The organism is Enterobacter cloacae complex sp. 394I7, from assembly GCF_057320345.1.
The window spans coordinates 99083-112163 of sequence record NZ_JBXWCR010000004.1 but is presented as its reverse complement, the minus strand read 5'-3'; the positions used below and the strand labels follow the sequence as shown (position 1 = coordinate 112163).

The 13081-nt window shown below is 56.0% G+C and carries 12 protein-coding genes; 3 read left to right on the top strand and 9 right to left on the bottom strand.

Annotated features, from left to right (window positions below; translation table 11 throughout):
* Positions 1 to 71: 71 nt before the first annotated feature.
* From brnQ to phoB, 3 genes are all read right to left on the bottom strand, one after another.
* Positions 72 to 1391, bottom strand: coding sequence for a branched-chain amino acid transporter carrier protein BrnQ (gene brnQ, locus AC2FAP_RS16360; protein WP_449541496.1), 1320 nt, complete (start codon positions 1389 to 1391; stop codon positions 72 to 74).
* Positions 1392 to 1800: 409 nt separating this feature from the next.
* Positions 1801 to 3096, bottom strand: coding sequence for a phosphate regulon sensor histidine kinase PhoR (gene phoR, locus AC2FAP_RS16355; protein ID WP_014168833.1), 1296 nt, complete (start codon positions 3094 to 3096; stop codon positions 1801 to 1803).
* Positions 3097 to 3117: 21 nt separating this feature from the next.
* Positions 3118 to 3807, bottom strand: coding sequence for a phosphate response regulator transcription factor PhoB (phoB, locus tag AC2FAP_RS16350; protein ID WP_008503265.1), 690 nt, complete (start codon positions 3805 to 3807; stop codon positions 3118 to 3120).
* Positions 3808 to 3994: 187 nt separating this feature from the next.
* Here phoB and sbcD point away from each other — a divergent pair, with 187 nt between their 5' ends.
* Positions 3995 to 5200: an exonuclease subunit SbcD gene (gene sbcD, locus AC2FAP_RS16345; protein WP_449541497.1), complete on the top strand. Its 1206-nt coding sequence runs from the start codon at positions 3995 to 3997 to the stop codon at positions 5198 to 5200.
* The gene (sbcC, locus tag AC2FAP_RS16340; protein ID WP_449541498.1) at positions 5197 to 8328 is read left to right on the top strand and encodes an exonuclease subunit SbcC; all 3132 of its coding nucleotides are present in this window, start codon (positions 5197 to 5199) and stop codon (positions 8326 to 8328) included. Before sbcD ends, sbcC begins: the two co-directional genes overlap by 4 nt.
* A gap of 60 nt (positions 8329 to 8388) precedes the next feature.
* Here the strand turns inward: sbcC and mak are convergent, their stop codons facing one another.
* A complete protein-coding gene (gene mak / locus AC2FAP_RS16335; RefSeq protein WP_333169685.1) occupies positions 8389 to 9294 on the bottom strand; it encodes a fructokinase in 906 nt (301 codons plus the stop codon).
* 123 nt (positions 9295 to 9417) lie between these two features.
* Here mak and rdgC point away from each other — a divergent pair, with 123 nt between their 5' ends.
* Positions 9418 to 10332: a recombination-associated protein RdgC gene (gene rdgC, locus AC2FAP_RS16330; protein ID WP_014882739.1), complete on the top strand. Its 915-nt coding sequence runs from the start codon at positions 9418 to 9420 to the stop codon at positions 10330 to 10332.
* A 45-nt stretch (positions 10333 to 10377) separates the two neighbouring features.
* Here the strand turns inward: rdgC and ppnP are convergent, their stop codons facing one another.
* The 5 genes from ppnP to AC2FAP_RS16305 all read right to left on the bottom strand — a co-directional run bounded on the left by ppnP (position 10378) and on the right by AC2FAP_RS16305 (position 13015).
* Positions 10378 to 10665, bottom strand: coding sequence for a pyrimidine/purine nucleoside phosphorylase (gene ppnP / locus AC2FAP_RS16325; protein WP_014168827.1), 288 nt, complete (start codon positions 10663 to 10665; stop codon positions 10378 to 10380).
* A 71-nt stretch (positions 10666 to 10736) separates the two neighbouring features.
* On the bottom strand, positions 10737 to 11414 hold the full coding sequence (locus AC2FAP_RS16320; protein WP_032670756.1) for an AroM family protein: 678 nt from the start codon (positions 11412 to 11414) through the stop codon (positions 10737 to 10739).
* A 237-nt stretch (positions 11415 to 11651) separates the two neighbouring features.
* Complete coding sequence (gene yaiA / locus AC2FAP_RS16315) at positions 11652 to 11843, bottom strand: protein YaiA (protein ID WP_013095817.1); 192 nt, start codon at positions 11841 to 11843, stop codon at positions 11652 to 11654.
* 44 nt (positions 11844 to 11887) lie between these two features.
* Positions 11888 to 12412 carry a shikimate kinase AroL gene (gene aroL, locus AC2FAP_RS16310; RefSeq protein WP_020885238.1) on the bottom strand — a complete coding sequence of 175 codons (525 nt, stop codon included), beginning with the start codon at positions 12410 to 12412 and terminating at the stop codon, positions 11888 to 11890.
* 144 nt (positions 12413 to 12556) lie between these two features.
* Positions 12557 to 13015, bottom strand: a complete 459-nt coding sequence (locus AC2FAP_RS16305) for a YaiI/YqxD family protein (protein ID WP_014168823.1) — start codon at positions 13013 to 13015, stop codon at positions 12557 to 12559.
* Positions 13016 to 13081 lie beyond the last annotated feature (66 nt).

Here is a 13081-nt window from a genome sequence, read left to right as displayed (position 1 = left end):
CCATTCAACTCGAAAAAAACAAAAAACCACGGGGCCTTAAGCCCCGTGGTTAAACAGTTTGTTGCCGTTGATTAATGGGCGTTCGATGCGACCTGACGCCCTGCAGCACGATCCCAGATAATGGCCAGAACCAGTACAACAACGGTAGGCATCAACCAGGCCAGGCCTTGCTCGGACAGCGGCAGACGCTGTGTCCAGGCTGGCAGTATTTGCGCAAAGGCGGATGCTTTAATCCCGTCAAGGATACCAAAAATCAGGCTGATAAACATGGCTGGCGCAATAATTCGCGACGAGTTGTTCCACCACGGGCGGGTGAAGCTCAGCACCACCAGCACGATACACGGCGGATAAATGGCCGTCAGCACCGGGATAGAGACCTGAATCAGGTGGCTCAGACCGAGGTTTGACACCGCCATGGAGAAGATGCCCAGGATAAAGACCAGCGTACGGTAAGAGAGCGGCAGATACTGAGCAAAGAACTCAGCGCAGGCGCAGGTCAGCCCCACGGCGGTGACAAGGCACGCCAGGAAAATCAGTACCGCCAGCAGCAGGCTACCCGCACCACCAAAGGTGTGCTGTACGTAAGCATGGAGGATCGCCGCGCCGTTGGCATTTTGATCGACCAGTATGGCGCTATCTGAGCCCAGGCGGAACAGCGCCAGGTACAGCAGCGTCAGCCCCACACCGGCCATCAGGCCAGCCCAGATGGTGTAGCGAGTCAGCAGACGCGCTTCCGTCACGCCGCGGGAACGTGCGGCATTCACGATAACAATACCAAACACCATTGCGCCCAGCGTATCCATCGTCAGGTAGCCGTTCACAAAGCCGTTGGAGAACGCGGCGTTTTTATAGGCGTCCATCGCATCGCTAATCGGGCCTGCGGGCCAGACGATGGCCGCAACCGCCAGCACAATCAGCGCCACGATTTTCAGCGGAGCCAGGAAGTTACCCACGGTATCCAGCAGCTTGCCCGGATAGAGGGAAACCAGAATCACAATCGCGAAGTAGATCAGGCTGTAGATAAACAGCGGCATCGCGCCATCGCCAGTGAGCGGGGCAATCCCCACTTCGAAGGATACGGTCGCGGTACGCGGGGTCGCAAACAGCGGGCCAACGGCCAGATAGCAGACGGTCGCCAGCAGAATGCCGGCCACTTTGCCAATCGGGGTGCTGAGGCTATCAACGCCACCACCGACTTTCGCCAGCGCGACGACGGTCAGTACCGGCAGACCCACAGCAGTAATCAGGAAACCAAACGCAGCGGTCCAGACGTGTTCACCCGCCTGTAAGCCAACCATTGGAGGGAAAATGATGTTGCCTGCGCCAACGAACAGCGCAAATGTCATAAAGCCCAGCGCGATGATGTCACGCGATTTTAAGTGATGGGTCATAAAACCTTACTGCCTGTGGATGTGGTGTTGAAAACATTGAGATTTTCGCTATCCCTGACGGGACGATACAGCGGAAAATTTGCTCAATTTCAGCGGGATATGCTCCCGTCCTGGCGTGGAGAAGAATAGTTTTTCGATTTACCACGCAAATACAGTCGGTATGACAGTATCTGGGGCGCAATTTAAACGCTTATAACGTTTAAAGGCAAGATGGGATCGTGAAACCAGAACAATATGCCAGCATCAAAAATCAGACCAGCACAATACGCTAATTATAAGAAAAACCCATGGCTAATCATGCGAACAAAAAACAGCCAGCCGTATAATATTCAGCCGCGTTTCGCTTGACTGCAAAGCAAACGGGCCAGCAAACGCTGGCCCGTGGAAAGGTAAACTGACACGCCTGTCGTCAGGCGATCTTTTTGGCAATTAATCGTTCCGGGATAACGAAACTGAAGCGGGTTCCCTTACCCAGCGTGCTTTGAATATCGAGACGGCTTTCATGATGATTCACCGCGTGTTTCACAATAGCCAGCCCCAGACCGCTGCCGCCGGTCTGCCGTGAGCGCGCTTTATCCACCCGGTAGAAGCGCTCGGTCAGACGCGGGATGTGTTCAGGTGCGATCCCCGGCCCGTTATCCTCTACGCTGAACTCAGCGCCCGTTGGCGTGTGCTGCCAGCGCACCACGATATCCGTCCCCGCTGGCGTATGATTCACCGCGTTATACACCAGATTGGAAATGGCGCTGCGCAGCTCATCTTCGCTGCCAAGCACCTTGAGCGTGTTGTCGACCTCGAAGGTCAGCTGATGCATTTTATGGCTTAACGTCTGCGCTTCGCGCTCCACCACCCGCAGCATCATCGGCACATCAATGGTGTCATTCAATGCCAGCGAGGGGGCGGCCTCAATTTTCGAGAGCGTCAGCAGCTGTTTCACCAGCCCTTCCATACGGTGCGTTTGTTCACGCATCGTATGCAACGCCTTCTCGCGCGGCGCGCCTTCCAGCGTTTGCTCCTGCATCATCTCCAGGTACCCCTGAAGCACCGTCAGCGGAGTGCGTAATTCGTGGCTGACGTTGGCAAAGAAGTTGCGTCGCGCCCCTTCCAGCTGGTGCATCTGGGTGACATCACGGGCAACCATCAGCCACTGCTGATCGCTGTAAGGCATCACTCGGATTTCCAGATGGCGCCCATTGTTGAGCTTCAGGTTGTGGGGGCGGGTAAAATCACGCTTTTTCAGGTACAGCGTGAACTCGGGATAACGCAGAAGATTGAGGATGTTCTGGCCATTATCGTCCGGCCAGCGCAGGCCCAGCAGCTGTTGCGCGAGGCCGTTACACCAGAAGATCGTCCCTTCTTCGGTCGTCAGTATTACAGCATCCGGCAGCGACTCAGCGCCGCTACGGAAGCGTTTGATCAGGCTTCCCAGCTCCCGGCGCCGCTTTTTGTTACGCATCTGCATCTGGTGCAGACCGTACAGCAGCGGCTCCCAGCTTCCGCTTCCCGGCGGAGGCGTCATACTTCGGTCAACCCATAGCCACCAAGAGAGGCGCAGCAGGTTCCAGAAATGCCAGATCAGAAGCCCGGTAACCGACGCCAGCAGAAACCACGGCAAATATCCAAGAAAGGCCCCCAGAATGAAGGCCGGAATACAGCATAAGATCAGTTCAAAGACGAGCCTTTTCCATGACAGACGTTCCAGCACGCGTCACACTCCTGTCATTGTTCAGAAACGGGTTGAAAAACGATAACCCGTGCCGCGGACCGTCTGCACCATGCGATCGTGGCCGCTCAGTTCCAGCGCTTTTCGCAGGCGGCGGATATGTACGTCAACCGTCCGGTCTTCGACATACACGTTAGTTCCCCAGACGTTATTCAGCAACTGTTCGCGGCTGTATACGCGCTCCGGGTGAGTCATAAAGAAATGCAGAAGTTTAAATTCGGTAGGCCCCATATCGAGGGGATTTTCACCGGTCATGACGCGGTGTGAGGTAGGGTCAAGGCTCAGTCCCTGCATCTCAATCACCTCTTCCACCGCCATCGGTGAAATGCGGCGCATCACGGCTTTAATGCGGGCAACCAGCTCTTTCGGTGAGAACGGTTTGGTAATGTAATCGTCCGCCCCCGTTTCCAGACCGCGTACGCGATCCTCTTCTTCACCGCGCGCCGTGAGCATCACAACCGGTATGTCGCGGGTTAGCGCTTCACGTTTCAGGTGTTTGATAAACTGCAGCCCGGAGCCGCCAGGCAACATCCAGTCGAGCAGAATCAGATCGGGCCAGGGTTCATTCAGCTGGTTCACCGCGCTGTCATAATCTTCCGCCTCAACCGGCTGGAAGCCATTTTGCTCGAGCACGAAGCACACCATTTCACGAATCGGAGCTTCATCTTCTACGACCAGAATACGTCTCGCCATACTTTGCCCTGTTTTATCTTATTTAAGTTACAAGTTTGTAATGCGGCGTCATTATGCGTCAGATTTATGACAGATTTATGAAAAACAGTACCACTATAAAGGGCAAACTGTTGTTTTATTACAGCGGTTATTTTCTGTTCCCTGACAGTTTATAATCCTGCTTTCTCTTTTTCGCCACGGATCAGCAATGCGCATACTACACACCTCTGACTGGCATCTGGGTCAAAATTTTTACAGCAAAAGCCGGGCGGCTGAACACGAAGCGTTCCTGAACTGGCTGCTGGATACGGCCCGCTCTCATGAGGTGGACGCCATTATTGTGGCGGGCGACATCTTCGATACCGGCTCGCCCCCCAGCTATGCGCGCGAGTTATATAACCGTTTTGTCGTCAATCTGCAGCAAACGGGCTGTCATCTGGTGATTGTTGCCGGCAACCATGATTCCGTCGCAACGTTAAATGAATCCCGCGATATTCTGGCGTTTCTCAATACTACCGTGGTGGCCAGCGCAGGACATGCGCCGCAGCTCCTGAAAAAGCGCGACGGGACGCCGGGTGCGGTACTGTGTCCGATCCCATTTTTACGCCCGCGCGATATTGTCCAAAGCCAGGCGGGGCTTTCCGGCGCTGAAAAACAGCAGCATTTGCTGCAGGCTATCACCGACTATTACCACCAGCAGCATGCCCAGGCCTGCGCCCTTCGCGGTGACCAGGCGATTCCGGTGATTGCCACCGGGCACCTCACCACCGTTGGGGCCAGCAAAAGCGACGCGGTGCGTGACATTTATATTGGCACGCTGGATGCTTTCCCGGCACAAAACTTCCCGCCCGCGGATTATATTGCCCTCGGGCATATCCACCGGGCGCAGGTTATCGGCGGCTGCGAGCACATTCGCTACTGCGGCTCGCCCATCTCGCTGAGTTTTGATGAGACCGGCAAAGCCAAAAGTGTCCATCTGGTCAGCTTTAGCGACGGCAAGCTCAGCGCCGTTGACACGCTGGAAGTGCCCGTCACCCAGCCGCTGGCGGTGCTGAAAGGCGATCTGGACGCCATCACCGCCCAGCTTGAACAGTGGCGCGGCGTGGAACAAAACCCGCCGGTCTGGCTGGATATTGAGATCGCCAGCGCCGACTACCTGCATGATGTGCAGCGTAAAATTCAGGTACTCACGGAAGACCTGCCGGTAGAGGTGCTGCTGGTGCGCCGCAGCCGCGAGCAGCGCGAGAAAATTCTGCTCGGCGCTCAGCGCGAAACGCTCAGCGAGCTCAGGGTGGAAGAGGTCTTTGAACGCCGGCTCTCCCACGAGGAGATTGACGACGCGAAACGCGCACGGCTGAACGAGCTGTTTTCGCACACCCTGCATGCCCTGAACGATGAGGAAGAAAACGCATGAAAATCCTCAGCCTGCGTCTGAAAAACCTCAACTCACTGAAGGGTGAGTGGAAAATCGATTTTACCGCGGAGCCGTTTGCCAGCAACGGACTGTTTGCGATTACCGGGGCTACCGGCGCAGGGAAAACGACCCTGCTCGACGCCATTTGTCTGGCGCTGTATCACGAAACGCCGCGCCTGCAGAAAGTCTCCCAGGCACAAAACGATTTGATGACGCGCGACACGGCCGAATGCCTTGCTGAAGTTGAGTTTGAAGTCAAAGGTATTGCCTATCGCGCTTTCTGGAGTCAGAACCGCGCGCGAAATCAGCCCGACGGTAATCTTCAGGCCCCACGCGTCGAGCTGGCACGCTGTGAGGACGGTAAAATTCTGGCCGACAAAGTGTCGGATAAACTGGAACAAACGGCCGCCCTCACCGGGCTGGATTATGGCCGTTTTACCCGCTCAATGCTGCTCTCTCAGGGGCAATTTGCCGCCTTCCTCAATGCCAGACCTTCCGACCGCGCCGAACTGCTGGAAGAACTGACCGGAACCGAGATCTACGGTCAGATTTCCGCCATGGTGTTTGAGAAACACAAAGCCGCACGTAACGCCCTTGAGGTGTATGAAGCACAGGCTGCAGGCGTCGTGTTGTTGAGTGAAGAACAACAGCAGCAGTTACAGCAAAGTTTGCAGGCACTTACTGACGAAGAAAAAACGCTGCTGGCGCAACAGCAGAATCAACAGAAAGATTTTCAGTGGCTTACGCGCAATGACGAGCTTATACGTGAGCAGCAGCGCGTTGCCACCTTGCAGCAACAGGCGCAACAGGCACTGACCGAGGCTGCGCCCGAGCTGGCAACGCTCCAGCTTGCTCACCCCGCCGCCCAGCTGCGTCCACTGTGGGACAGCCAGCAAGAGCAAACCACCCGGCTGGGGCAAACGAAGCAGCGCATTGTTGAAGTAAATGCTCGCTTACAAGCAAAAACCGCGCTGCGCTCGCGTATCCGTAATACGGCCCAGCGTAGCCATGCACAACTGCAGACCGACCTTACGGCGCTGGCACAGTGGCTGGCAGAGCACGAGCGGTATCGTCAGTGGGGCCAGGAGATAGCAGGCTGGCGCGCCCATTTTGCACAGCTGAATCGCGATAAACATCAGATCGCCACGCTTTCCACGCGCATTGCTGAATTACGCCAGAAGCTGGCAGAGATGCCGGAAAACGCCCTGACGCTCACGGCTGACGAGGTCAGCGTGGCGATGGAGCAACAGGCTCAGTCACGGACTTTCCGCCAGCGGCTGATGTCGCTTCAGGCCCGTTATCTGCCGCTGCAACAACGTCTGCGCCAGAACGGTGAAAGCCTGCAGAAAGCCCAGGCAGAGCAGGTAAAACTCAATGAAACGCTGACGCTGCGCCGCCAGCAGTACAAAGAGAAAAACCAACATTATCTGGATCTTGAAACGCTCTGCAGACAGGAAGAGAAGATTAAAAGTCTGGAGGCAGAGCGTGCGCAGCTGCAGGCAGGACAGCCCTGCCCGCTGTGCGGCTCAACCTCGCACCCGGCGGTCACTGCCTATCAGGCGCTGGAGCTGAGTGCCAACCAGCAGCGTCGCGACCAGTTAGCCAAAGAGGTCGCTGCGCTTAAAGATGAAGGATTGTTAGTTCTCGGTCAGGTGAATGCCCTGACCCGGCAGATCCAGCGTGAGACAGACGACGCTCAGACGCTCTCTCAGGAGGAGCAAGCGCTCACTAAAGAGTGGCAATCGGTTTGCGCGTCCCTGAATATCACTCTGAATATTCAGGAAGATATTGCCCCGTGGATGAACGAACAAGAGCAGTATGAGCGTCAGCTTTACCAGCTGAGCCAGCGTCTGACGCTGCAGCAACAGCTGAATGAACAGGACGCGCAGGCGCGTCAGTATCAACAGCAGCTGACGGCCACGCGCCAGGCGCTGGAAACAACCCTGCTTACGCTGTCACTCAACGTCCCGGAGGAAGGCACAGAGGCTGCCTGGCTGAACGAACGTGAAACCGAGTTCGCACAGTGGCAGGAAAAACAGACTCAGCATGGCGTCATGCAGGAGCGCATGACGGCTCTGATGCCGCTGCTCGACACCCTGCCCGCCACAAACGACACAGAAACCGAACCGGCCATTCCTGATAACTGGCGCGAAACGCACGACGAATGCGTTTCTCTTCAGAGCCAGCTTGCCACATTGCAACAGCAGGAAAGCCTCGAAAGCGAGCGGCTGCAGCACGCCACGACGCACTTCACCGCCGCACTGACCGCAAGCTGCTTCGCCGATCGGGAGGCCTTTCTGGCTGCACTGCTTGATGAAGAGACTATCCGCCGTCTTGAACACCGTAAGCAGACCCTGGAAAACCAGCTTCAGCAGGCAACCGCGCTGTTCGCACAGGCAAACCAGCAGCTGCAGGCTCATCAGACGCAGCGACCGGAAGGGCTGGAACTCGACGCGCCAACCCTGCAGTTGCAGCTACAGCAACTCGGGCAACAGCTTCGGGAGAACACCACTCATCAGGGTGAGATCCGCCAGCAGCTTAAACAGGACAGCGATAACCGTCAGCACCAGCAGGTGCTCATGCAGCATATTGAAGAGGCCGCGCGGCTGGCCGATGACTGGAGCTATCTGAATTCGCTGATAGGTTCCAGCACCGGCGACAAGTTCCGTAAGTTTGCCCAGGGGCTCACGCTGGATAATCTGGTCTGGCTTGCCAACCAGCAGCTAAATCGCCTGCACGGGCGCTATTTGCTGCAGCGCAAGGTCAGCGATGCGCTGGAACTCGAAGTGGTGGATACCTGGCAGGCGGACGCGGTGCGCGATACCCGTACCCTCTCCGGCGGCGAAAGCTTCCTTGTTAGCCTGGCACTGGCGCTGGCGCTTTCCGATCTGGTGAGCCACAAGACACGCATCGATTCGCTGTTCCTGGATGAAGGCTTCGGCACGCTCGACAGCGAAACGCTGGATACCGCCCTGGATGCGCTCGACGCGCTGAACGCCACCGGGAAAACCATTGGCGTGATTAGCCACGTCGAGGCGATGAAAGAGCGGATCCCGGTGCAGATCAAAGTGAAGAAGATTAACGGGCTGGGGTATAGCAAGCTGGATAAGGTGTTTGCGGTGGAGTGAGGGTGCCCTGCATAAGGGCACCCTCATCCCGCCCCTCTCACGTAGGGAGAGGGAGAATGGCTATAGCGGCCAGAGCCACGCGGCGCCGCGCACGCCGCTGGAGTCCCCGTGCACCGCTTTGCGGATCGGGGTTTCACACTCGCCGCCGAAGACCCACTGCTTCAGCAGATTCGGCACCGTGGCATATAAACGGTCGACGTTGCTCATCCCGCCGCCGAGCACAATCACGTCAGGGTCAAGGATATTCACCACGTGCGCCAGGGATTTCGCCAGCCGCATTTCATAGCGGCTGAGAGCCAGCTCAGCCACCGGATCGTGTTCCCCGACCCGGCGCATAATTTCGTTCCCCTTGAGTGGCTGGCCACTCAGGCGGTGGTAATCGGTGGCAAAACCGGTGCCGGAGATAAACGTCTCAATACAGCCCTGCTTGCCGCAATAGCACGGCACCTCGGCGCGGTATTTAAGTTCATCTTCATCCATCCACGGCAAGGGGTTATGTCCCCACTCGCCCGCCGTACCGTTGCCGCCAATATGGGCACGCCCGCCCAGGGCCACGCCTGCGCCACAGCCGGTCCCGATAATGACCGCAAAAACGGTCTGGGCCCCTGCGGCGGCACCGTCAATGGCTTCGGAGACGGCCAGACAGTTGGCGTCATTTGCCAGACGCACTTCCCGGTTCAGGCGCTGACTTAAATCTTTATCAAAAGGCTGACCGTTGAGCCAGGTGGAGTTGGCGTTTTTAACCACCCCGGTATAGGGCGAGATTGAGCCCGGGATCCCCATCCCAACGGTGCCGGTCTGCCCTGTCGCCTGCTCAGCCATGTCGACCAGCCGGGCAATCGTCTCGATAGTCTGGTGATAATCATCGCGCGGCGTAGGCAGACGGTGGCGGAACAGTTGCTCCCCCTGCTCGCTCAGTGCGATGACTTCTGTTTTGGTGCCGCCCAAATCAATCCCAATACGCACAAGACACTCCTCATTATTTTGATTATCAACAGAGTAGAAGCCCGCTTCCCGATTAGCAATGCAAGCGATGCGACAATTCGTTATCATGCCCGCTGATTTAACGACAAGGCCGTGGAAATTATCATGCTGTGGTTCAAAAATTTGATGGTTTACCGTCTCAGCCGCGACGTTTCGCTGCGTGCAGAAGAGATGGAAAAACAGTTAGCCGCTTATAGCTTTTCCCCTTGCGGTAGCCAGGATATGGCAAAAACCGGTTGGGTTCCTCCAATGGGTTCACAAAGCGATGCATTGACCCACGCCAGCAGCACGGGTCAAATCATCGTCTGCGCCCGCAAAGAAGAAAAAATTCTGCCCACGCCGGTGGTCAAGCAGGCGCTCGAAGCGAAAATTTTCAAGCTTGAAGCCGAACAGGGTCGCAAGCTGAAAAAAACCGAAAAAGATTCGCTGAAAGACGAAGTTCTTCACTCTCTGCTGCCGCGCGCCTTTAGCCGTTTCAGCCAGACAATGATGTGGATCGATACCGTTAACGGGCTGATCATGGTGGACTGCGCCAGCGCCAAAAAAGCGGAAGATACGCTGGCCCTGCTGCGCAAAAGCATCGGCTCGTTACCGGTCGTTCCGCTGGCGCTGGAAACGCCGATTGAGCTGACCCTGACCGAATGGGTGCGCAGCGGTACAGCGGCCCAGGGCTTCCAGATCCTTGATGAAGCCGAGCTCAAAGCCCTGCTCGAAGATGGCGGCGTGATCCGCGCGAAAAAGCAGGATCTGGTGAGCGACGAGATCGCCGTACACATTGAAGCGGGCAAAGTGGTAACCAAACTGGCACTCGACTGGCAGCAGCGTATTCAGTTTGTGATGTGCGATGACGGCTCGGTGAAGCGTCTGAAATTCTGCGATGAGCTGCGCGATCAGAACGAAGATATCGATCGTGAAGATTACGCCCAGCGCTTTGACGCGGACTTTATCCTGATGACCGGAGAGCTGGCAGCGTTAATTCAGAATCTGGTGGAAGGCCTCGGCGGCGAAGCGCAGCGGTAATGCCTGCAGTGACCCTCTCCCGGCAGGGAGAGGGAATAAAACGTTTTATTTCAGGTAGCGGCACAGATAAGAGGTCGGTTCAGCAACCTGCAGATGGAATTCGCTGTGGCCAGGGACGTTGAACGCTTGTCCGGCAGAGTAAACTTTCCATTCTGTTTCCCCCGGCAGTAAGACGTTGAGCGCACCGCTGATCACCGTCATCTCTTCAGCTTCGGCTGTACCAAAGGTGTATTCCCCTTCAGCCATAACGCCGACACTGGCGCGGCCAGTGCTGCTGCTGGTAAAACCAATGGATTTCACTTTACCGGAAAAGTATTCGTTACTTTGAAGCATGAACTGGCCCTTATATTTTTAGATAAAAATTCACTATAGGGGCCATGATCATCACCTGTCACGCAAAATCATTAGATCAACAGCTCTGCGGCCAGCCGGGCCATCAGAACATTGGACAACAGCACCGGGACATCCAGCGCCTTTTGCAGTAAATCACGGTGGTGCTGGTGGAATCCAAGGCAGTCCAGAATCAACACATCGGCCCCTCTCTCCAGCAGTTCCCGTCCTGCCTCAATCAGCGCAGCCTCGCTATCCCAGAAGGGATTGGCCAGCGCATACAAAGGCATTTTTTCGAGTACGTGCCATTTTGCCGTCTGGTTGTCCATGAGCTCTTCAATGGGAACAATGACACCCACCTGATGCCCGTCAACAATGGAGGCCACCAGCGGCGGAATGATCCGCATCGGCTCCAGCAAAATCGCATTACGCGCGATGAGTCCCTTAACAGGTGCAGTACTCATCAGTAAAATAACGTCATAGCCTTGATTATCGAGCACTTCTATTACGCTCTGCAGCGCGCGCTCTATTTTCTGACGCGAAACATGCGCCAGTTTACCGTCACTTAATAACGTCGCCAGGGGATCCTCCCCCGCCTCTACAGCGTAGTCTTCCATGACCTCTTCCCGACTCATCTTCCCCAGCAGGCTTAGATGCGTTATCTGTTGTTCAGATACATGCTCGGTTAAGAGCGGTAACACTTCGCTTACAGGGACCACACCAATAGTGAGGATCGCCAACGTCGCCTTCATCTTCATCGCCTTCCATTACCGCTAAATCTTTCACACAGGTACAGGCTCACTACGCTGCACAGTTCGTTTTTTCAACAAAACAGCACCAAGCGTAGCAGGTGATCCCCATCGCGAAATGTAAAGATCGCCTGCCCATTACGGAGCTACCTGTAATAACTAAATATTAACTCCTGCTTAACATTTGCGATGAGTAAAAAGTGTGATTCAGGCACGGTATTTAGCCCTTTAGGAATTCATTCACGACTTATCAGGATCTTCGTAGCGCCGTTTGGCATCCAGCGCTTCCTGTTCAGTTTCATGTTCACTGATCAGAGAGTCTGGTTTGGGGTGATCGGCACGCAGCTGATACCAGGTAACGGTTTGATCGCCATTACCTTTTTCAACGGTAACGATGCGTGCTTCACGTGGATAGGGAGGTCTGGTTGGCATAGCTCATCCTTTTTTTATGTCTGAGCTATAAGTATAGACGCCGCTTAGCTGGCACAAGCCAAACGCAGGGCGGTAATAATCTGAATTACCACGTCCTCGGGTGAAGCGGAAGCATCCACAACGTGATGTGCCGCTTCGCGGTATAACGCATCGCGTTCGGCCAGCACTTCGCTCACCTCTTCGCTGAGCGGCCGGGAGGTCAGCGCAGGACGTTGCCCCTCTTCCGGAAATGCTTCCAGCCGCCCTACCAGGGCCGAAACGGGTGCGCTGAGGTAGATGACAATCCCTTTTTCACGCATAAAGCGACGGTTACACTCGGCGAGAACAATGCCGCCACCGGTTGCGATAACAGCAGACGGCGTGGTGACCGCCTTCAGCGCGGCCGTTTCACGAGCGCGAAAGCTCTCCCACCCCTCTTGCTCAACGATTTCCGCGATGCTTTTCCCGGCTTCGGTTTGCAGCCAGTGGTCGGTATCAACAAACTGACGATCGCACGCGCGTGCCAGTTCCAGGCCAACGGTGGTTTTCCCACAGCCGCGGGGGCCAACTAAAAAGATGGGTTGGGTCATAACCAGGTGTTCCCCTTGATGCCGGATGGCCGAAGAGCGTAAAGAAATAATTGCAGAAGATGTTGCGTTTACTTTACTGCAAAGCGGTACGGGATGACAACCCTGCGGAGGCCATACTGTACCACAAAGTGACAATGGTTATCATTACGCAGTGCGACGCTTGACTTCGAGCAGCCACTTATCAAGCTCTGCAGCGAACTGCTGGCGATCGCGCTGGGACAGGCTGTCTGGCCCGCCGGTCTGCACGCCGCTGGCGCGAAGCGTATCCATAAAATCACGCATGGTGAGTCTTTCACGAATGGTCGCCGGCGAATAACGCTCCCCTCTCGGGTTCAGCGCCGCCGCTCCCTTTTCAATCACTTCCGCGGCCAGCGGGATATCCGCCGTGATCACCAGATCCTCAGGGCTACACAGACGCACAATCTCGTTATCCGCCACGTCAAAGCCGGCCGGAACCCGCAACGCGCGAATAAATCGGGAAGGCGGTACGCGAATATTCTGGTTCGCCACCAGCGTAAGCGGCATCTGCACGCGCTCGGCCGCGCGGAATAAAATCTCTTTAATCACATTCGGACACGCGTCCGCATCAACCCAAATCGCCATATTGTCTCCCCATAATGATTCTGCCGACTATTGTCGCCTGCATTTCGTTGTTAAGCTATCAATCAG